Origin of the sequence: Zavarzinella formosa DSM 19928, assembly GCF_000255705.1 — a bacterium.
Classification (GTDB): Bacteria; Planctomycetota; Planctomycetia; order Gemmatales; family Gemmataceae; genus Zavarzinella; species Zavarzinella formosa.
The window spans coordinates 54,993-77,252 of record NZ_JH636439.1 but is presented as its reverse complement, the minus strand read 5'-3'; the positions used below and the strand labels follow the sequence as shown (position 1 = coordinate 77,252).

Genomic DNA, 22,260 nt, shown 5'->3' with positions numbered 1-22,260 from the left:
CGGCCTTCAACAACCCCAAGTAACGAAGAACCTGGCGGCGGCCGATGGCGAGACCGTCGGAGGCCAGGGTTTCGGTCAGTTGCCGGCTGGTCCAGGTCCGTTCCTGACTCAGCAGTTCGGACAGGCGCCCGGTGACTCGTTCGCGGCGGGCGTGGTCCGGTTCGGGACCGGGCAACTCGGGGGGGAACGCGGCCGTTCCGCGGGCAAGGAATCCCTTGAGCGCGGAGCGGGTGGTGTGCGGGTGGCAGCCGAGGTGTTTGGCAATCCGCGGAGCCGACCAGCCCAGGTCGAACAACAGAATCATTTCCAGCCGGTTTCGGGACACGGCCGCGAGATTGGTTCGACGCAGGGCCCGCAATTCGATTCGTTGGGTCTCAGTCAGGTGAAGGTGCAACATGAAACATTATACCCATCCCCGGCTAGCTGCTTAGTTAGGTTTCCCGTCCTCGTTTTTTTGCCGTCATCACGTTCTGGTGACTGATTTGTGTTGCGGCCAATGGGAGATCGTCGTGTTCTCCTCGACGATCCCCCATTGGCCGAACGGCGCTGGGAATTTCTTCCAAGTGGACGGCCCCGACTCAGCTCGACATCTGTCAACAGACAGGCGTTTAGTTCTCGGGTGAGCTTTTCGCGATCCATCCGAAGGCCGATGAAGACCATTTGTTGGATCCGGTCACCGTATGGTTCCCGCCAGCTTTCTTCGATGGCCGCAAGCGTTTCCTGATCCGTCGGCCAATCTTCGTTGGGAACGGCAGCCCACCAAAACCGGCCGGTTGAATCCGACTGGCCCCGCCCGCGGCGGCGTATTCCTTCAGGAACGCAACGGCGTCCACGACGGTCACAAGCGTGTCCAGCGTCGGCTTGTCTGACAGAGAGTTGCCGGATTCGTCCGCAAACGTAAAAGTCCCGGCCACCGGCAACGGTTCGGAAATACCGGTTGATTCCACGAGCAGGTAATCGAATTTTCCCTCGCCAGCCAGTTTGGTGATTTCCAGCAGCAAGTCCTCCCGTAGAGTGCGGCAAATGCACCCGTTGGTGAACTCCGCCGATCGCTCCTTGACACGGTTGAGAGCCGACCCCGCCTTCACCAACTGCGCGTTGATGTTCACTTCGGACATGTCGTTGACAATCACCGCCACCCGCCTCTCTCGCGGTTGGCCAGGATGTGGTTGAGCAGGGTGGTCTTTCCCGCCCCGAGAAATCCCGAGAGCACGATGACCGGCAGTTTCTTCGGGACGGTGTTTCGCTCATTGCTCTTCATGGCGCTGGCTCGCTTGTCAGAAACGGTGGAAAAATCGGAGAACCACAGTTTAATTTACTTCGTATAACTTTTGATATGACATTGTAAAACCAAAGACATCGCTGTTTTTTGAGTGGTTTTGCGAAGGAGAAAACAATCGTGCCGACGCCTCATGCGACCGTTGACCGACGTGGCTTCACGTTGATTGAATTGCTGGTGGTGATGGCGATCATCGCCATTCTGATCGGGTTGCTCCTGCCGGCGGTGCAAAAGATCCGGGAGGCCGCCAACCGGATGAGCGATCAGAACAACCTCAAGCAAATGGCCCTCGCCGCACACAACTACGAAAATGCCCGAAGCAACCTGCCGGGATATCTCCCGCCCGCTTCCGGCTCGACTTCGTACTGCTACTCCGTCCATGCCCAGCTCTTGCCGCACATTGAGCAGGAGCCGCTTGGCCGGCAGTTTGATCCGGTTTCCCAATTACTGTTCACGGGTTCGCCGCCAAGCGGCACTTTCAACCCGGCTCTCGCCCCCACCGCCGTGACCTCGGTGAAGACCTTCCTCAACCCGGCGGACGGGCAGGACCCGGTGTGCACCATCATGTCCGGGGGTTACCCCCACGCCGGCACCAACTACGCGGCCAACATCGGCAGTGGTCTGGACGCCAACTACGCCGCAAACAACTCGCAGAAGTCAAACGGAACCGACATCCGATTTCCGTCCGACGGGCTGTTCTGGATCGGCTCCCAAGTCCGGCTCACGGACATCACGGACGGCACGTCGAACACCCTGATGTTTGCCGACATTCTCCGCGGCCCGAACGCCAGCCTGGCCGGCACGCCGCTGACGTCCCTGACGATCAACCAGCGGCAACGGCTCTACGCGGCCGTCAGTTCCGGTCGCAGCCCGGTCTCGGCGGCGCCGGGCGGGCTGAACCCGCCCATCGCCGCCACGGAGGCGAACACGGCGACTAGTTGGACGGGGAACCGGGGCGGGTCGTGGATCTGGGGCCAGCCGTACACGAACGGGTTCTGCGCGGCGATGACGCCGAACAACTCAACGCCCGACCTGAGCGGCCACGGGCAGGGCTGGCTCACTTCTCGCAGCCCCTTCTCGGGCGGGGTGAACGTGGCCCTGGCGGACGGCAGCGTGCGGTTCGTCCGCAACTCGATCAGCATCGACACTTGGCGCGCCCTGGCGACCCGGGCGGGCGGTGAGGTCAACGGTGGCAACTACTAACCCCAACGGAGAACAATTGCCATGCACGCTCTGATTTTGTCACTTCTGCTGGGCGCGGACCCTGCCGCGACCCAGGCGTGGCCCGGTTTTCGCGGAGACGGCACGGGACTCTCGACGGCACGACACCTGCCGGTGAGCTGGTCCGCAAAGGAAGGCATCGCGTGGAAAACCTCGCTGCCGGGGTATGGCCAGTCGGCTCCGGTGGTGTGGGGAAATCGCGTGTATGTGACGGCCGTGGAGGGCGAGGACAAGGAGAAATACCATCTCGTCGCCGTGGATGCGAACACCGGCACGGCCGTGTGGACAAAGGAATTCGCCGCGAGCCAGAAGGGACGCAACAACCCCATGATGAGCCGGGCCGCCCCGACGCCGGTTGTCGATGCGGACGGGGTATACGCCTTCTTTGAAGGCGGCGACCTCGTCGGTCTCAATCACGCGGGCGAGGTGAAATGGCAACGCTCGCTGGTGAAAGAATACGGCGAGTTCAAGAACAACCACGGGTTGGGCAGTTCACTGGCCCAAACGGCCGGGACGGTGATCGTGCAGGTTGATCACGCCGGCCCTTCCTATCTGCTCGCCGCGGACAAGAAGACCGGCAAAAACCATTGGAAGACGGATCGCCCGAGCAAGACTTCCTGGACCACTCCGGTGGTGACCACGCGGGGTGGCAAGCCGATGGCGCTGGTTTCCAGCGGCGGCACGCTCAGCGCGTACGATACCGACACCGGAAAAATTCTCTGGACTCACGAGGGGCTGACCGGGAACAACATCGTCTCGCCGACCGTTCATGAAAACCGCGTCATCATCGGGGCCGGTGAAAACCGGATGAACCCCGACCTGGTCGCCTCCGCCAAATCGAATTGCTGTCTGCTGTTGACCGGGAATGAGCCGGGTTACGAGCTCGTCTGGCAGGGAAAGAAGGCAATCTGTCATCACGCCAGCCCGTTGATTCATCAGGGGCATGTTTACTTCGTGACCAAGACGGGTGTCGTTTATTGCGTCGATCTCAAGACCGGAGAGGAACGGTATTCCGAACGACTGGACAACCAGTGTTGGGCGACGCCGGTCGCCGCCGGGGACGCGATTTACTTTTTTGGCAAAGACGGCATGACCACGATCCTGAAGGCCGGTTCGAAGTACGAAAAAATCGCCTCAAACCGCTTGTGGAACCAAGACGACCTCGACGCCCGCAAGGAGGCGGAGAAGAAAGCCGTCGCCGCGAAAGCCCCGGCACGACCCGAGGGGAAGGGACCGGGCGGTGGTCCGCCGTTGTCCAAGGAGGAACTGGAGGCCACCCGCCACTCGGCGGTCGGGGACGTGGTGTACGGTGTCGCCGCCGTCGAGGGGACGTTCTTCATCCGCACCGGAACGGAATTGATCTGTGTCCGCGATCCCAAAACCATCTCACGACGGTGATCATTCATCCCGAACATCCTTTGAGGAACAACACATGCAAACACGTTCACTCCTAATCTTGTCGGCATTGGCCATTATCGGCTGCCAGCAGGGGGCCGCTCCGGTTGTCACCCAAAGCAAGACGGCCGACGAAACACCAAAGAAGGCCCCGCCGGTTGTGCGGTTGGTCATTCAAGACCACCCGACGGCAAGCCTGAAATGGGCCGACGTGCGTTTCGATGAGAAGAGTCAGTTCTCCATTGACCCGTTGCAGGAGGTGCCGGGCCTGCCGAAGTTGGATGCCGCGAAACAGAAACTTGTCCAGATGAAGGAAGTCGGCGGACTGGTCATGGTTGGCGTGCGGGACGAAAGCGAGGGGAAGTTTCAAAGCGGCTGGATGCTCATCCATCCGGGGGTGCGTTACGTGGATCATGGCGACCACGGCCACTGGAGATTCATGAGCAAGCCGGTGCTGTGGGATCATCGCCTGGATGAATCACAAGGCAACCCGGCCCACCTTTACGTCTATGGCAACCGGTTCTTCCTCGCCAACGACCGGCTCAACGGGTACACGCGGATCGACCCGGCCAAATACGAGGATAACAGCGGCAAGGTGACCAAGCCCGAACCGCAATTCCTCGCGGGTGGCGGCAACCATATCACGCTGGCCGTCGCCGACGACAAGGCCGGTTATTCATGCTGGATCGACGGCAGAGGGCCGAACAAAGGCCGGGTCGATGTCACGCCGATCACGGGCAAAGGGAGAAGCGAACCCGCTTATTCCTTTCATCTGCCAACCGGTGGCATCCATGGAGCGACGGAGAATTCCGGCAAGGTGTTCTTCGCCCCGATGGACGGCATTTGCTGGACGGACGCCGACCCGGCCGTCGTGAAAAAGCCCGCCGACGTGAAGGTTCGTCACATTCCGCTTGGAAAAGACGGTGACAAGCCCCGGCGCACGGGGGCGTTCTCCAAGGCCGGCCATCATGTGGTGTTCACGACGGGCAGGGAGGAGAATTCCTCGCTGGTCATTCTGAACGCGAAGGAAGCGGACCCGAAACCGTTGTTCGTTCCCCTCGCCGTCAAGAAGGGTTCCCAAGCCACCACTCCGGAAATCGTGACCCGGCCGGACGGGAAGGTTTATGCATTCCTGTTCCATGACCACGCCAAGGATGTGGACGTCCAGGACTGGCTGGAGATTGTCGCCCTCGACCCGGACGGCGACGGCCGGTTTGCCGATGCGAAGGTCGTGAAGACTTTGAAGGTCGGCAAGAGTTGCGTGGAGGGTCACTTCGGCCACCACAGCATCGCGTTCGACGCCGATCGCCGGTTCGGGTTCTTCACCAATCCCGGCGACAGTTCCGTCAGCGTGCTGTCCCTGAAGACACTGGAGATTGTCACGACGTTTGCCGTGGGAGGCGCGCCGACGACCGTGGTCGCCATCGGGGCGCTGGAGACAAACGACTGATGTGTGATCATCTCAAATCAATCGGAAAGAAACATGCCCCGGACAAAACCACAAAATTCGGCCGCCTGGAATGTCACGGAAATCGCTCCCGTGTTCCAGCCCGGAAACGATGCGATGGTGTTGAAGGCGCGCTCCATCGCCACCAAGCAACAACATCCCGCAGACTCGTCCGTCATGCGGCGGTTGGCGACTCATGATTTGTTCCCGGAGTTTAGCGCCCGGTTTCGGCGGGTGTTTTACAACCCCCTGGGCGTGCTGCTGGCGGCGGTCTCGGCGGCCTTGGCGTGCGGGTTGTTCCTGCATCCGCAGGGGTTTGTGCTGGCGGGGAGTCTGGCGCTGGTGATTCTGCTCGGGGTTGTCTGGCCGTGGGTCAGTCTCCGGGGAATTTCAACCAAGCTGGGGTTCGACCGGACGCGGGCCGTCGAGGGCGAACCTGTTGTCGTTCGACTGACGCTTCGCAACCACTTGCCGTGGGCCGCGTGGGGATTGGCAATCCGAGACGGGTTTGAGGCGAAAGACTCCGAATCTCCCGTGGCGACCATCGCCAACGCCCCGCCGAGGCGAACGGGATCATGTCGATGGGAATTCATTCCCGCCTGCCGGGGGTCGTATCCGCTTCGCGTCCCCTCCCTGACGACCGGATTCCCGTTTGGGCTGTGGGAGTCGAAGCGATCCATCTCCGTCGAGAATTCGCTGATCGTGTGGCCAAAGACAATGCCCGTTGGTCCTGTTCCGGCAGACAACCGCGACGAGGCGTGCGACGGGAACGTCTCGCGGAACAAAGTCGGCGGCCACGGCGACGTGACGGGCGTTCGTCCCTATCGCCGGGGCGATTCGCCTCGCCGAATCCACTGGGCGCAATCGGCGAAGCATGACCGGTTGATCGTCTGCGAACTTCAATCGATGGCCCGCCCGGTCATTCAACTGATTCTGGATGCGGACCCGGCCTCTCACGCCGGGGCGGGGCCGGACGGCTCGCGGGAATGGGCGATTCGCATTGTCGCCAGCATGGCCAAAGGCTGGCTGGAATCCGGGGCAAAAGTGGGGGTGTCATGGGCCGGGACGGAGATCATGCCCGCGTCCGGGTCCGGGCAGTTGACGCGCATGATGGATGCTCTGGCCGCCGTCCCCGACACCGTTTCCGAAACCTTGAATCATGTTCTCTCCTGTCCGGCCTGTCACAAGTCGCGGGATGGCGTGCAAATCGTCGTGACCACGGAAGCCGGTTTGACGACTCTGGCCGGCGCCTCCTCCGGGTCGCATCGGTTCGTCATTCTTCAACGGGCGGGATTCGCGGGCGGCGCCGACCGAGAGACTGAGCCCGCGCTTCCGATTCGGCCGTGGTTGCTGATCGAAAACGCCGGACAGATTTCATCCCGGCTCCGGGATGGCTGGGGGGAGGCCCGGCATGGTTCCTGAAACCGATCGCTTTGTCCGGCGGCTGACGTTCGCGCTGGTCGTCCTGGCCTCAATGGCGACCGAGATCGCGGCCGATGACTTGCGTCCCGTGTCGCAAAGCCTCGGCCTGGCGATGGCTTGGGTCGCGCTCGCGGTCATCATCAACGGATTTATTCCGTTGCCGGCGAATTCCCGGGCCACCCCGCCGCGTTGGATCATTTTTCCGTGTCTCGGGCTGGCGGCGTTGCCCTTTGTCATCGAACCATTCCGGCGTGACTGGACCGGCGCCGGTTATCCGCTGGAACTGCAAATGGTCGCTGGCTTCCGAAACATGGCCCTCGGCTTCGCGGCCTGCGCGGGCTGGCGTCTTTGCCTTCGGCTGGCGTGTGTGTCCAGCCTGTTCCTGATGCTGTTCGCGGTCATCATGACCAACCATCGGGGAACAATGCCTGTGCTTGGCCTGTATGGCGCGGCAGGGAGCGTCTGGCTTGCCGCCGTTCACTGGTCCGGTTTGAGGCAATTCTTTGTGGCCGGCGACAACGCCCTCTCGCTCGATGTTTCCGGCGGCCGACCGGCTCCACTGCCGAAACTGGCCCTCGCTCTCGGCTTGCTCGTCGTTGGCGGCGTGATAGCTTTGACGTTTGTCGGACCGCAACAAATCGCCGGGACATTGGGGGAGTTATTCCCCACCTCCGGCGGGACCGGCGGCTTTGATCCGTTTGCCCGAGGCGGAATCGGCGACGGGGACGATGAAACCAAGGGCAAAAGCCCGAAAAGCACCGGCATGACCCAGTCGGACACCTTTCTCGACACGCCGTTGCCCAGCCTTTATGACCTGATCAGCGACATGTACGGCGAACCGTACAAGATCCAAGAACAGGAACGCTCCATCGCCCTTGATCCGCTCACGATGAAGGCACTGGAATCACAGAAAAAGCCGGCGGACAATCTCCGGCCGAACCGGGAGTTTGCCGCCGGCCGGACCGCCCCCCGCCAAAACCGCGACATGAGCGACCGGACCGCGCGGGCGATGTTCGAGGTCGAAGGCCGCACGCCCCTTCATCTGCGGCTGACCGCCTACGACGGTTTCGACGGCCGGGTCTGGCGGGAGGCTCCCGCCGGGGTACGCCAGGTGCTTTTGGAAAAGGAAGAAACGGGCCATTGGATGCGGGTGGTCTCTCGCGAGCCGCCCGAGGCGTTTGCCCCGCCCGAACGGCATCGTTTCAAGCTCACCGCCCCGGAGGGACCGTTCCTGCCGACGCCGCCGCACACCACGAGATTTTGGGTGGCGATGGTCAATGATCCGAATTTTTACGGTTGGGGTCAGGATCGCATCCTGCGGTTTGCCGAACGAAACGCTCCCGCCGGGACGGTGCTGGAAACCGAGTGCCGGGTTGTCGAGCCGAAGAAGCTTGTCACTGTCAATTTCCCCGTCGGGCGGGTGGGAGAGCGGTTTCTCCATTCCGACCTGCCGCCGGACTTGTCCCCGGAAATCCCGGCGCTGGCCCGTGAGTGGACGCGCGGGCTCCCCCCCGGCTGGCCGCAAATCGCCGCCATCATCGACCGGCTGAAAAGCGAATATGCCGTGGAAGCGAAAGCCACCGACCCGCGTGATCCGCTCGGGGAGTTTCTGTTTCACTCCCGTCGCGGACCGGACTATCTGTTCGCCTCGGCGACGGCGATTCTGGTTCGCTCGCTGGGTTATCCGACCCGCCTTGTGAGCGGGTTTTATGTGTCACCCGAGGCATATGATCCGGTCACCCGACACACCCCCGTCGTCCGGGAAGACCTGCATTTCTGGGCCGAGGTGATGCTCCCGGGCGGGGACTGGCTGGTTCTCGAATCAACGCCCGGCCATCACACGCTCGCCCCGGAAATATCCCTGTCGGAACGACTGCTCCTCGCAGCCTCCCGCTTGGGAACATGGGCTCAAGAACATGCCATCGAAATTGGCATCGGCATCGGCATGGCGCTTTTGGGATTCATGTTCCGGCGGCGTCTGCGTGATCGCCTCGCGGTGTGGCGTTGGCATTTCATCCCGGTCACCGACTGGCGGGCCAATGTGACTGATACGGTCCGTTTGCTTGAACGCCGGGGCGGGTGGGCCGGGAAACCACGTGCCGGTTCGGAGACGCAGGCCGTCTGGCTTCGCAGGACCGGGCACGAAGAACTCATCCAACTGTCACGGATCATTGAATGGGCGGCGTATGCCGGCCCTCTGCCAGCTCCGTGGCCGGTCGATGAAGTCAGACAGGTTTGCCGGGACGTCGTGCGTGCATGGACCGTTCGCCGGTGGCGAGAAACATCGAACATTGAAGAGGTTATTGCGTGACACTGACTGCCGAATCCGTGAAGACCCCTGCCGCCGCTTCCCGGCCGATGGATCAATTGCGGGCTGCGCTGAACGCCGCCCTGAAGGGAAAATCCCGGGTGGTGGAACAAGTGCTGGCGTGCTTGCTCGCCCGCGGTCACTTGCTTCTCGAAGACCTGCCCGGCCTTGGCAAGACGACGCTCGCCAAAGCCCTGGCAACAGCCATGGGCGGCCGCTTCGCCCGCGTGCAATGCACGCCGGATCTGCTCCCGGGCGACGTGACCGGATTTGACATCTTCAACCAGAAATCACGGGAGTTCGAGTTTCAACCCGGCCCGGTGTTCTCCGACGTGCTGCTGGCGGACGAGATCAACCGCACCACCCCGCGAACCCAAAGCGCGCTCTTGGAGGCGATGGCCGAGCGGCAAGTGACCGTGGACAACCGGCGGCATGAGCTCCCGGCCGGGTTCTTCGTGATCGCCACGCAAAACCCGGTCGAACATCACGGAACCTATCCGCTGCCGGAGGCCCAGCTTGACCGCTTCGCCGTGAAACTCTCGATTGGTTATCCCGCAAGGGAGGACGAGGTGGCTTTGCTTGCGGAGGCCGTCGGCGAAGGACGGGACGAGTCACCGCCCCGGCCTTCGCTGAAACCCGGGGAACTCCAATCGCTCCAGCGACAGGTGGCCGCGATTGTGGCGAGTCCCGGTGTGCGCGGCTACCTTGTGGATCTTGGCCGGGCCACCCGCTCGCATTCTCGCATCCCGCTCGGGCTCAGTCCACGCGGATTGCTCATCTGGCAGCGCGTGGCCCAAGCCTGGGCTTTCTTGAAACAGCGGCCGTTTGTGACGCCGGACGACGTTCAAGAAGTCGCCCCGGACGTGCTGGGAGTACGTCTCGGCCTCCCGCCGGACGCGCTGGCCGGCGTCCTTGATCAAATCATCCGATCCGTGCCTGTGCCTGATTGAATCATCCCAAACTGGCGGAAACATTATGAACGAAGCAATTTTCCAAGGCATTCTGCTGCGAACAGCCCAGGCGGCCATTGAAGCCTCCATGACCGTGCTGTGCGGCCTGCTGGTCGTCGGAGTGATGCGGCGAATGCTCGGAACGGAGGGCGTCCGCAAGCTGTTCGGCGGTTTCGGCGCCAGGGGGTTGCTCCGGGCCTGGGGCGTCGGCACGCTGTTGCCGGTGTGTTCGCTCGGGGTGATTCCGATTGCCTGCGAGATGCGACGGTGCGGCGTGCGCAGCGGAACCGTGCTGGCGTTCGTGCTGGCGGCGCCGCACATCAATCCCCTCTCGTTGCTGTACGGCCTGACGCTCTCGGAACCGATGGTGATCATCTGCTTCGCCATTGGTTCGCTGATGATGGCCGTCACCGCCGGGGCCTTGTGGGAGTTCTTTCTGGCCCGCGCGGAGGACACCCCGCCGCCGGAGCCGGAGACGCTTCCCGCCCCCGGTCTGAAACGGCTTCTGTCCGTTCTCATCACCGCCGGGCAGGAATCCGTCCGGCCCGCGATGCTCTACGTGCTTCTGGGGGTGTCCGTCACCGGGTTGGCGTCCGGATTGCTGCCGCATGGCTGCCTGAGTCACACGATGCGCCACGACGATCCGACCTCGCCGCTCCTGATGACCGCGATCGCCACTCCCCTGTATGCCGGGCCGCTTCAAGGCATGATGCGGCTGGGTCTGATCTTCGAGCATGGCAACTCGGCCGGGGCGGCCTTCGCCCTGTTTGAACTCGGCATCGGCGTGAACGCCGGCTTGTTCGTCTGGATGGCGACGCTGTACGGCGTGCGGCGGGTGACGGTCTGGTTCGCGGTCATCATGGCAATGACCGTCGGACTGGCCTATGTCGCCGAACGCACCCTGTATTTTGCCCATGAGGAGGCCAGCCACACCCATGCGTTCGACGAATGGACGAGTCCGTTTCCGGCGGATTCGAGCGTCGGCTGGGCCGAGGTTCGCCAAAAACTGCTTCAGAAAATCGAGGTGTTGGAACCCGTGTCCGTCGGCGGGCTGGCGTTGTTGATGGTTGTCGGATGGCTCGCCCGGCGACTCGACCGGGCCGGCGGCCTGGAACGCTGGCTGGTTCGCCGGCCTCCGGTCTCCGGCCGTCCGACGTCGTTATTGAACAGGCAGGTTCCCGGCCCGGTGTTGGGAATCTTCGCCCTGCTGGGGTTGGTGGCGTTTAGCATCGCGGCCCTGTTCATTTACTACCCGGCCCCGCAGGCGACCTTTGACGAAATCGCCCAAGTGAGAGCCGAGGCCATGACAGCCGTGAACACCGGCAACAAGGAAGAAGCCATCCGGCAAATCCAGCACTGGGATCTGCTGACCCGAAAGCTTCAGGTGGGCGTGTTCATCCGCACCGGCCGCATGGACAAAGAGGCTGGCCAGGCCACCGAAGACCTGCGGGAATGCCTGGAAGAACTTCGTGACACGCTTTTGGCCGACAATCCGGCCGGGGCCAGGCAACTGGTCGCGGTGGTCTCCGCCGCTCACCGCAAATGCCGCGATGCTTATGCCGCGTTCATGGACAAATGACGGAACGCGAGTGAGGTCAATGTTGACCACCGGTTTGCCTCATCGCCCGGAAGTTTGCCGCGCGGAGCTTCTCACACCCGCCAGCTGCGTGACGCAGGAGCGGGTTGACCGTGCGATGGTAACGCTCCAGATCACCCTCGCGGTTGTCTTGCGACAGTAACTCATCACCCGCCGACCGGTATCGGTCGATCTGCTGTCGGAGAGCCTCCGCGAGTTCCCGCTCTTCGTCATCGCCATTTCGCAATAGTTCAAGCAGCTTTTCGTAAACCGCGTCCCCCCGATTCCGTTCGGTGTCAAGCTGGAAGGCCGTGTTCTTTGCGCTGGCCGCGATCGTGGCCACCATCCTGACGCTGGTCTGCCTGCTCCTTTCCGAAGGGCACAAGCCTGATCCCGACATTTCGCTGAGGCCCGCGCCGATTCTGGCCGAGTATCTGGCCATCACCGCCATGATTGGTCTGATCATTGTGCTGTCGGGAAGAAGCCGCGCCCAAGCCAGTTCCACCACCGAGGAAACGACGCCGGTTCCCGAAGACCAAGCCGACGCCATCCGGCAGGACGTCGCGGATGCCCCGTGCCCTTTGAAAGCAGGCCTGGCCAAATATTGTTTCCAAATTCCAAGTTAATTGGATCTTCACGAATTTTCCTCTTGTGTTTATCCTGAAGAAATTGTTACATTCACCTTTTCAATGATCCGCCGGACGGACTCGACAATCCCGGCGAGTTTGATGCCCTACTCTCACCCCGAGTATTCGCATGAAAAATCCTCTCCGATTTCTCTTCTTCCGGCCTGTCGCACCCAAGGTCCGGCGAATTCGTCTGCGCGTCCAAAACCTGGAAGAGAAGATCGCCCCGGCGACCGTCACTTGGGACGGCGGGGACGGCACCCTCGACTGGAAGGACGCCGCCAACTGGTCCGGCGATGCCAAGCCGACGGCCGCCGACGACGTGGTGATTCCCCAAACAGGCATCACCATCACCCACTCGACCGGCACGGACGTCGTCAAGAGCGTCACCACATCGGCCGCCATCAACCTCGCCGGGGGTTCGCTGGAAGTCGACGGCAACTACCAGATGAACGGCGCATCATCGACACTGGCCGGCGGCCAGCTGAAGAACGCCACGATCATGGCCACGGGGGGGGCGACATTCCTGTTGAGCAATGCCGGGGGAATCCTGTCGGGTGGCGTGGCTGTCGCGGCTGGGACGACGGTGGACGGAACGCAAAATTGGAACAGCTATCCCTACGGCCAAAGCACGGTTCAGATCTACGGCGGGCTGACCCTCAACGGGACGATGAACCTCGGTTCGGCCTCTGGCGACTCGTGGGGCGAGGCCGATTTCCGGGGAACGCAGACCCTCGGTGGAACGGGATCGCTGACCTTCGGTTCCAATACTTACAACGGCATCTACGCGCGGGACAACGGCACAACCCTGACCATCGGCGCCGGCATGACCGTCCAGGGGAAGACCGGGACGATTTCCGATTACGGATCGTACAACTCGACCGAAAACGTAGTGAACCAAGGGAACATCAGCGTCGCCAGCGGCGGCAAGCTTGTCTTGGGCGGGGACAGTTGGTCCAATGCCGGGACTATCAACGCCGCCGGGGCGACGGTGACGCTGGGAGGCACCTTCACGACGGCGGCGATTGGCAATTTCAACGCGACCGGGGCGACTGTCTCCATCACCGGGGCACTGGACAACACCGCGACGACGCTGACCTTGAAACCATCATGGGGCGGTGACTGGATTTTGTCGAACGGCACGATCAATGGCGGCACCATCACCAACACCGGCGGGTCCAAGTTGCTGCTGAGCAACGCCGGGGGGATTCTTGCGGGCGGGATCACCATCGCCGCCGGGACGACGGTGGATGGCACGCGCAACTGGAACAGTTATCCCTACGGCCAAAGCACAGCCCAAGTCTACGGCGGCCTGACTCTTAATGGAATGTTAAACCTCGGCTCGGCCTCAGGGGACTCATGGGGCGAGGTCGATTTTCGGGGAGGGACGCAGACCCTCGGCGGCACGGGGTCGGTGACCTTCGGCTCCAACGCCTACAACGGCATCTACGCCCGCGACAACGGCACGACCCTGACCATCGGCCCGGCGATGACAGTCGAAGGCGGGACAGGAACCCTTGCCGCTTGGGGCACTTATGCCGCCGTGGAAGCCGTTGTCAGCCAAGGGAAGATCTCCATCTTGAACAACGGGCGTGTCACGGTCCAATCACTGACGGTCGCCGACTCCGCCCCCTTGGCGGTCCCGCCGACAGGCACGCTGGGCGTCACCGGCGATCTGCTGGCGACGGCCCAAACCGCGAATGCCTTCCAGTTGAAGGGCACGGTCAACTTTAAGGGAACGGGCTCGGCCGGATCGCCGCAAAAACTGGAGGCGATGAGTCAGGATCGCGGCGGCGCCCCGGCGAATTTTGCGGGGGACTTCACGCTGGGGGCGGTGATCCTCAATTCGGGCACCTATGTCAAATTGGTCGATAACTCCGACAACTCGGCCGGCGGCGGCCCGGAGGCTGTCTACGCGGACACGATCGTCGTGCCTGCAAACAGCACGCTGAACCTGAATGGCTTGAACGTGTATGCCCGGATCGCGCAAGTGGCCGGGACGGTCGTGAATGGCAGCATCACTATCGTGCCGGATGGCGGGGGACTGGCGTCGGGCACGCCCGCGTCAGGGAAGATCAGCGCCGCCGGGCAGACGGATGACTGGACCGTGCAGGTGCAAGCCGGGCAGACGTTCTTGGTGCAATTGAACTCGGGGGATGGCGTCAATATCCCCCCCGTCAGTCCGGTGTTGAGCCGGGGCGGGTTTGATATTCTTGACCCGTTGGGAGCGGTGATTGACACGGAGAATGCGACCACGCCGGGGCAATTTCTGTCCGTCCAGCTTAACAACCTGTCGATTCCCGGCACGTACACCATCCGCGTTCATGCCTCGACCGCGCAGCCAAACGCCACGGGCAACTATCAGGTGACCGCCCGCGTGGCGTTTATCGACACGGCCCCCCTCACCCTCGGCCAGCGGCAAACCGGGGTCATCGAAAACGACGCCAGTCTGGATCGCTGGACGTTTTCCGCGAACGCCGGCGAGCAAGTTCTGTTCAGCCTGCTTGGCGCCACGGCCCCGGTGAAATTCGCCCTCAAGGGGCCGAATGGCTGGGTCGGCTTTGACAAACTCACTTCCGACAGCGCCCCGGTCACCCTGCCGACCACCGGCCAATACGTGCTGGAAGCCGACGGGCCGACGGGTTCGTATGCCTTCCGGCTGGCGCAGACGACCCTTGTCGATCTCACGGCCGGAACACCCCTGCAAGGGACGCTGGCCGGCGGCGGGCAGGTGCAGTTGTTCCGCGTGACCGCCACCTCCGGCCAATCGTTACTGGTGAAACTCCATGACAACACGCCGGGCGACAACAACAAGCTTTACGTCAGCTATGGCGCCCCGCCGACGCTGGCCGACTATCAATTCCGCTCGACCGACGCAACCGGGGCCGATCAGCAAGTGCTGGTCCCGCAAGCCTATGCCGGTGTCTATTACATCCTGCTGTACAGTCAGGCCGTGCCGGCGCCGTCGTCGTTCACGCTGACGGCCTCTTCGCAAGAAGTGATCTTGGGCGACATCTCCCCCATGCGCTCCGGGACGGGCGCCGACACGACAATGGTGCTGACGGGGACCGGCTTCAACACCGGCTCGCTCGTCAGCCTGATTGCCTCCGACGGGACCGCCTACCCGGCCGCGGCGAGCCTCGATTCGCCGACGCGATTGACGGCCACGCTGGCCGCCGGGACCATCCCCGCCGGAAGCTATCGGGTGCGCGTGACGCAAGCCGGCGGGGCGGCCTCCGAAGTGCCCGGCTTCACGTTGGTGCAAGGAGGCAAGGCCAAACTGGTGACGGACATCAAGGTTCCCAACCCCGTCGGCTATCACGCGGCATCCACCATCTATGTCACCTACAGCAACACCGGCGACGCGGCGATGCCCGCCCCGCTGCTGGTTGTTTCGGCGACGCAGAACGGCAAACAAGGGGCGTTGCTGACACTGGACGCCACCCGGATTGCCTCGGGTTTCTGGACTTCGGCCACGCCGGACGGATACGCCCAGTCGGTCCAATTCCTGGCGGGCGGGGCCAGTCCGGGGGTGTTGCTGCCGGGTGAATCGGTCACGGTCCCCGTCTACTACGCCGGCTGGCTCACGGATCAATGGGACTTTTCCCGGCCGCCGATCTATTTCACCGTTGGCACGCTGGACACCACCAACACCGAGACGGTTGACTGGTCGGCGCTGAAGGCCGGTCTGCGGCCTGATTCCGTGACCCCGGCCGCGTGGGATGCCCTGTATCCGGGGCTCACGGCCCATCTTGGCTCGACTTGGGGAAGCTATGTCGCCCGGTTGGATGCCGACGCTCGCTATCTCGGCAGCCTCGGGGAAAAGGTCACCGATCTTGGCCGTCTGGTCAGTTTCGAGATCCAGCAAGCCGACGGGTTGAGCCCGATGTCCAGTCTGGCTTCCTCCGACGATGCCGGGGTGGCGTCGCCCGGTCTGTCGCTGGGTCTGGGGCGTAACTTTGCGCCGGGGATCATCGCCCGCAATCGCTTCGGCCGCTTCGGGTATGGCTGGTCCGATTCATGGGACACCTCGCTGACGGTCGATGCCGACGGCTCGGTGAACGTGGCCGGGCCGGGCGGGTCACAACGGCGGTTCCAGCCGGACAGTCGCGGCGGCTACTTCGCCCAGACCGGCGACCACGGAACGCTCGCCAAACTGGTCGGAGGCGGTTACACGTTGACGGAACTCGATGGCGGCATCACCGCCTACAACGCCAACGGCACGCTGGCCTACGTGCAGGACACCAATGGCAACCGAATCACGGCGGCCTTCACGGGCGGCCTGCTGACGAAGTTGACGCACTCCTCCGGGCAGTCGTTGACCCTGGCTTACAACGCCAGCGGCCTGGTCTCGTCGATCACCGATTCGCAGGGACGCGTCACGACCTATGCCTACGACGCGGCGATCAAACGCCTGATCTCCGTGACCGGGTTCGACGGCCGGACGACGACCTACGCTTATGACGCCGGCGCCAACCCGGCGACCCTCAACGCCCTGACATCAGTGGCCTACCCGGACGGCAGCCACGGCTTTTTCACCTACGGCGCCGACGGTCGGCTTGGCGGCACCCACCGGGACGGCGGGGCCGAGGCGACTTCGTTTGCCTACGCCCTCGGCGAATCGAGCGTGACCGATGCCCTGAATCATGTGTCGAAATTCGACTTTGACGATCGCGGCCTGCTGGCAAAGGTCACCGATCCGTTGGGGCAGGCCACGCACTACGACTACGACGCCTCCCTGAACTTGGTCGGCACGACCGACGCCGCAGGGCAGGTGTGGAAGAACCAGTATGACTCGCTGGGGAATGTCGTCTCGGCGACCGACGCCGCCGGGCACACCGTGAAATTCGCCTACGCCACCGCGAAGAATCGGCTGGCGGCGGTGACGGATGCGAACGGCCACATCACCGGCTACGGCTACGACGGCCAGGGCAACCTGACCTCGACCACTTATGCGGATGGCACGGTCGAACAACTGGCTTACGATCCGGTGGGCAACGTCCTCGACGCCACCCGCCGGGGCGGCCAGGTGACGCATAGCACGTACGACGCCGCCGGCAATCCCCTGACCCGGACGTTCTCCGACGGATCGCAGACGACCTACGCCTACGACGCCCGCGGCAATTTGATCACGGCGACCGACACCGGCGGCGCCACCACCCTGACCTACGACGCCAATGACCGCCTGACCCGGATCACCTACCCGAGCGGCCGTTACCTGCAATTCACCTATGACACGGCCGGTCGCCGGACGCAGATGAAGGATCAGGATGGCTTCATCGTAAATTATGCCTACGACACGCTCGGCCGCCTCTCGGAACTGACCGACGGCGCCAACGCCCGGATCGCCGCCTACACCTACGATCTCGCGGGCCGCCTGAGCCGGCAGGACAACGGCAACGGCACATACACGACCAACGATTACGATGCTGCCGGGCAATTGCTACACCTGATCCACTACGCCCCGGATGGCTCGATTAACTCGCGGTTCGATTACACCTACGATTCGCTTGGCAATCGAATCACCGAGGCGACCACCGACGGAACGTGGACATACACATATGACGCAACCAGCCAACTGACCCACGCGGTGTTCGCCTCGACCAACCCGGCCGTGCCGAACCAGGATTTGCAATATGCCTACGACCCGGCCGGCAACCGGGTTTCTACCGTCATCAACGGCGTGACGACCGCCTACACGACCAACAACCTGAACGAATACACGCAGGTCGGCGACACCCACAACACCTACGACGCCAACGGCAACCTGATCACCGCGACCGGTGCCAACGGAACAACGACGTACACCTACGACGCCCGGAATCAATTGATCGGCGTGACCGGGCCGGACGGGGCATACGCCAGCCAGTACGACGTGTTCGGCCATCTCGCCGGGACAACCGCCAACGGAACGGCCACGCAGTATCTTGTTGATCCCTCCGGCATGGGCAACGTGGTCGCCGCCTACAACACCGGCTCGCTGCTGGCGCATTACACCTACGGCGTCGGCTTGACGAGTCTGGTGAATGCCGCCAACGCCGCCAGTTATTACGACTTCGATGGCGTCGGCTCCACGGCCGGCCTTTCGGGAGCCGCCGGGCATTATGTGAACAGCTATGCCTACCAGCCCTTTGGCGAGGAACTATACGCCACATCAGGGGTGAGCAACCCGTTTCAATATGTTGGCCAATTTGGAGTGATGAACACCGGAAATGGCTTGGATTACATGCGATCTCGCAATTACTCCTCTGTCACAGGTCAGTTTGTGACATCTGATCCTCTTCGGCTTTCTGGAGGAGATTTTAATCTGTATCGTTATGCCTCAAATAACGCCACAAACTTCATTGACCCGATGGGAACAAACCTTATTGGGGCGGCTTTGGCCGTAGTCCTCACTCTTCAAGTGTTCACTGGTGTGGGGCAATCAATTGCGCCGGGTTCCTCGCCGGACATACCATCCCCAGGAATTCAAACACTGTCGTCTGCTCCGACAGATGGAGGTTTGATGTCGCTTGAAGAGCATGAGGGAATAATGGCGGGAAAAGACGCATTAAAAGAACTAATTGAAGAAGAAGGAACTGGCGAGGCAATTGCTAAATTCGGATCAGGGATCACGGGAGAAGGTGTGCTTACGACAGGTTTGTTTGGATTGGCGGCGGGAATAGCTTACGGCGATTATTATCTTTACACCCATCCAGATGCTCTGGATAATTTTTGGTCGCCGCAAGTTCTCGATTGGACAAACAATGTTCTTGATTGGCTGGATGGGCTAAAGCTGCCAACCATCCTATCGGATGATTCCAGCACATCTTCCGTCACCTCCCAAGATCCCAACGACCTCATCGGCCCCGCCGGTTATGGCAGTCAGCATTACGTCACCGCCAACAGTGATTTGCCTTATCGCATCGACTTTGAGAACGACGCCTCGGCCACCGCGCCGGCCCAGCAGGTGGTGGTCACCAATCAACTGTCGGCGAATCTTGATTGGTCCACGTTCCAGTTCACGGGCTTTGGGTTCGGCGATATTTCACGCGCCGCGCCGGCCAACACGCAGAACTATCAGACCGTCGTGCCGCTGAAATACAACGGCGTCACGTTCGAGGCCGATGTCAGCGTGAGCTTTGACTTCACCACTGGGCAACTTCGGGTGGTCTTCCAGTCGGTCGATCCGAACACGTCACTGCCGCCGGATGTCCTCACGGGCTTCCTGCCGCCCGAGGATGGCACGGGCCGGGGGCAGGGTTACCTCACTTATACAATTCGGGCCAAGAGCGGCCTGACGACGGGGACATTGGTCACGAACGTCGCCCAGATCAGCTTCGACAATCAGACGATCATCGCCACCGACCAGAAAGACCCGCACGATCCGAGCCAAGGGTACGACCCGGCCAAACGAGCCCCGGTGACCATCGACGCCGACGCCCCGACGGCGGCCGTCAACCCGCTGCCCGTTTATTCGGCAACCAAGACCGTCCCCGTCACATGGGGCGGGGCCGACCTCGGGGCGGGCCTCGACACCTTTGACGTGTACGTCTCCACGGATGGCGCGGCCTTCGTGCCGTGGCTGACAAACACCACAAGCACCTCGGCCACCTACACCGGAGTTCTCGGCCATGTGTACGGTTTTGCCGCTGTCGCCAGCGACTTTGTCGGGAACACACAAACGATCCCGGTCACGGCGCAGGCCAGTGTCCGGGTCGGCGTCACACCCACGGCCTTGGACGATGTCTTCGCCGTGCCCCCCGGCAAACCCCTGTCGGGATCGGTGATCACCAACGACGCGAAGGGCACGCTGAAACTGACGGCCACGCCGGTCACCTTCCCGACGCAGGGAACGCTGACGCTCAACGCCAACGGGACGTTTAAATACGTCCCCAATGTCAATTCGACCGGCCGCGACTTCTTTACCTATAAGCTGGTCGCCGCCGGCGGGGTGGAAAGCAACGTCGCCCGCGTGGATTTGGCCACGCATCTGGCGAACTTCCGGCTGGCCAAAGCGAGCGTCTCCGAACGGACGGCAACCGCCACCCTGACCATCGACCTGAACACGCCCGCCTCGGCCGCCGTCACGGTGGCCTATGCCGTCGCCCCGCAGACAGCCACGCCGTATGGCGTAGACTTCACGCTGGCGGATGGCGTGGTGAATTTCGCCAAGGGGGAGAAGACCAAGACCATTACGATTCCAGTGGTCAACGATCTGCTGGATGAAAACAACGAGACCCTGCAGGTGCGGCTGACCACCACCACCGGCCCGGTGGTCACGGGCAAGAACGGCACGGCCACGCTGACCATTGTGGACGATGACGCCACGCCGAAAGTGTCGTTCCGGCAGAAGACCTCCTCGGCCGGCGAAGATGTCTCGCCGAGTTTGGAAGTGTTCCTCAGCGCCCCGTCTGGCCGGACGGTCACGGTGGCCTATGCCGCCAAGGGGGGAACGGCCAAGGCCGGGCTTGATTACACCCTGGCCGCCGGAACGCTAACCTTCCTGCCGGGTGAAACCTCGAAGACAATTCCGCTGGCCGTCATCAACGACACGCTCGACGAACCGGATGAAACGGTCTTCGTCACCCTGTCGAAGCCGGTGAACGCGATCGTGTCGGGCATCCCGACTCACACGCACACGATCCTGTCCGACGACCCCCGGCGAACCGTGGCCTTCGAGACATCAGCTTCAACCGTCGAGGAAGCGGCCAAGACGGTGACCCTCACCGTGGTGTTGTCATCCGCGGCGGCGTTCCCTGTCACCGTCAAGTATGCCATCGACCCGGCCGGTGCGACCGCCACCTCCGGCAAGGACTTCACCCTTGCCCCCGGCACGCTGACGTTCAAAGCAGGGGAGACGCGGAAGACAATCACGCTGCGGATCACCGACGACAAGATTCACGAACCAACCGAGACGGCCGCCATCCGGTTGTCGGCCCCGCTGAACGCCGGCCTCGGAACGGCGGACGTCTACACGCTCTCGATCACGGACAATGACTGAGCGACGGCAACGCAAAGTGGTTCCCGTCGGCGGCGGGGAAGCTGCCCAAAGAAAAACCGATTAAAAGCATCGGCCCCCATTGCCCGCGTGTCCTTCGTATGACAGAAGGATGACAATCCCGGAAGATGCCTCGTTGTTTCGCCGCCCCTATGTGCTTTACGTCTCCGGGCGGTTCTTCGGCACGCTGGCCAACACATCGCAGGCGGTCATCATTGCCTGGGAAGTTTACGAAATCGCCTGTCAATCGATGTCCGTGGCGGAAGCCTCGTTCGTCGTGGGGATGATCGGCCTGGCGCAATTCCTGCCGCTGTTCTGCCTCACGCTGGTCGCCGGTGAAACGGCCGACCGATACAACCGCCGTCTCATTCTCACGCTCTGCTACCTGACACAACTTCTCACCTCCGGGGGTCTGGCGCTCCATTCGGAATTTGGCGAAGGGCTGTGGCCGATTTTTGCCATCTCCGCGCTGTTCGGCTCCGCGCGGGCCTTCTTCCAGCCAACGGCCAGCGCGCTTGGCCCGATGCTGGTTCCAAGTGAATTGCTGCCTCGCGCGATTGCCACCAACTTGCTGGCTGCCCGCAACCGCATCGGGATGAAAATGTTCGTCGCGGTGGCTGTCTTCGGTTTGATGACTTTGGTGTTCGCTTGCTCCCGGTCGTTCCCGCTGTCGATGGCGTGTCTGGCCGTGCTGGGCGGAGCCGACATGGTGTCTGTGTTCACCCGTCAAAGTTTGGTGCAGATTGCCACTCCCGACCGGATGCGCGGCCGGGTGTCGGCCGTATCGCCCTTGTTCATCGGGGCGTCGAACGAGTTGGGGGAATTCGAGAGCGGAGTCGCCGCCCGGTTCCTCGGCCCGGTCGGCGCCGTGGCGTTCGGCGGCGTCGGCTCGTTGCTGGTGACCGGCACATGGGTGTGGCTGTTCCCGTCTTTGCGGGAGGCCGACCGGCTGGGCTGAGATCACGACAATCATCAGACATCGCGTCTGGTTTGCTCTGTCTTTCCCGTCTAAAATAACGTGATTCGCCGTTGGCCGCATTTTCAGTGACAGCTTGG

Annotated in this window: 13 protein-coding genes and 1 pseudogene; 10 read left to right on the top strand and 4 right to left on the bottom strand. The window is 62.5% G+C overall.

Annotated features, from left to right (window positions below):
* From BGIM_RS48110 to BGIM_RS68625, 3 genes and pseudogenes are all read right to left on the bottom strand, one after another.
* Window positions 1-397 (bottom strand): helix-turn-helix domain-containing protein (locus BGIM_RS48110; RefSeq protein ID WP_020467979.1); only part of this gene is annotated, 397 nt, incomplete at its 3' end.
* Window positions 379-660: a hypothetical protein gene (locus BGIM_RS68630; RefSeq protein WP_449355837.1), complete on the bottom strand. Its 282-nt coding sequence runs from the start codon at window positions 658-660 to the stop codon at window positions 379-381. The genes BGIM_RS48110 and BGIM_RS68630, both read right to left, overlap by 19 nt.
* Before the next feature lie 134 nt (window positions 661-794).
* A pseudogene (locus BGIM_RS68625) lies at window positions 795-1,261 on the bottom strand (CobW family GTP-binding protein); the annotation flags it as partial.
* Window positions 1,262-1,399: 138 nt separating this feature from the next.
* On the opposite strand from BGIM_RS68625, the gene BGIM_RS0101185 reads away from it, so the two are divergent.
* Genes BGIM_RS0101185 through BGIM_RS48105 form a run of 7 tightly spaced genes read left to right on the top strand, consistent with a single transcriptional unit; the run spans window position 1,400 to window position 11,601 of the window.
* Window positions 1,400-2,482, top strand: coding sequence for a DUF1559 domain-containing protein (locus BGIM_RS0101185; protein ID WP_020467977.1), 1,083 nt, complete (start codon window positions 1,400-1,402; stop codon window positions 2,480-2,482).
* Between the two features lie 21 nt (window positions 2,483-2,503).
* On the top strand, window positions 2,504-3,898 hold the full coding sequence (locus BGIM_RS0101180) for an outer membrane protein assembly factor BamB family protein (RefSeq protein WP_020467976.1): 1,395 nt from the start codon (window positions 2,504-2,506) through the stop codon (window positions 3,896-3,898).
* A gap of 34 nt (window positions 3,899-3,932) precedes the next feature.
* Complete coding sequence (locus BGIM_RS0101175) at window positions 3,933-5,345, top strand: YncE family protein (RefSeq protein ID WP_020467975.1); 1,413 nt, start codon at window positions 3,933-3,935, stop codon at window positions 5,343-5,345.
* 33 nt (window positions 5,346-5,378) lie between these two features.
* Window positions 5,379-6,764, top strand: coding sequence for a DUF58 domain-containing protein (locus tag BGIM_RS0101170; protein WP_020467974.1), 1,386 nt, complete (start codon window positions 5,379-5,381; stop codon window positions 6,762-6,764).
* Complete coding sequence (locus BGIM_RS0101165) at window positions 6,754-9,075, top strand: transglutaminase-like domain-containing protein (RefSeq protein ID WP_029629627.1); 2,322 nt, start codon at window positions 6,754-6,756, stop codon at window positions 9,073-9,075. The genes BGIM_RS0101170 and BGIM_RS0101165 overlap by 11 nt, the downstream gene beginning before the upstream one ends.
* The gene (locus BGIM_RS0101160) at window positions 9,072-10,022 is read left to right on the top strand and encodes an AAA family ATPase (RefSeq protein WP_020467973.1); all 951 of its coding nucleotides are present in this window, start codon (window positions 9,072-9,074) and stop codon (window positions 10,020-10,022) included. Before BGIM_RS0101165 ends, BGIM_RS0101160 begins: the two co-directional genes overlap by 4 nt.
* A gap of 25 nt (window positions 10,023-10,047) precedes the next feature.
* Complete coding sequence (locus BGIM_RS48105) at window positions 10,048-11,601, top strand: permease (protein WP_020467972.1); 1,554 nt, start codon at window positions 10,048-10,050, stop codon at window positions 11,599-11,601.
* A 16-nt stretch (window positions 11,602-11,617) separates the two neighbouring features.
* Here the strand turns inward: BGIM_RS48105 and BGIM_RS0101150 are convergent, their stop codons facing one another.
* On the bottom strand, window positions 11,618-11,944 hold the full coding sequence (locus tag BGIM_RS0101150; protein WP_157368550.1) for a hypothetical protein: 327 nt from the start codon (window positions 11,942-11,944) through the stop codon (window positions 11,618-11,620).
* Here BGIM_RS0101150 and BGIM_RS0101145 point away from each other — a divergent pair.
* From BGIM_RS0101145 to BGIM_RS0101135, 3 genes are all read left to right on the top strand, one after another.
* Window positions 11,934-12,224 (top strand): hypothetical protein, encoded by a 291-nt coding sequence (locus tag BGIM_RS0101145; RefSeq protein WP_157368549.1) that lies wholly within the window; start codon window positions 11,934-11,936, stop codon window positions 12,222-12,224. The genes BGIM_RS0101150 and BGIM_RS0101145 overlap by 11 nt on opposite strands.
* Window positions 12,225-12,354: 130 nt before the next feature.
* Window positions 12,355-21,207: a Calx-beta domain-containing protein gene (locus BGIM_RS0101140; protein ID WP_020467969.1), complete on the top strand. Its 8,853-nt coding sequence runs from the start codon at window positions 12,355-12,357 to the stop codon at window positions 21,205-21,207.
* Between the two features lie 109 nt (window positions 21,208-21,316).
* Window positions 21,317-22,162, top strand: a complete 846-nt coding sequence (locus tag BGIM_RS0101135) for an MFS transporter (protein ID WP_020467968.1) — start codon at window positions 21,317-21,319, stop codon at window positions 22,160-22,162.
* The last annotated feature ends 98 nt before the right edge of the window (window positions 22,163-22,260 follow it).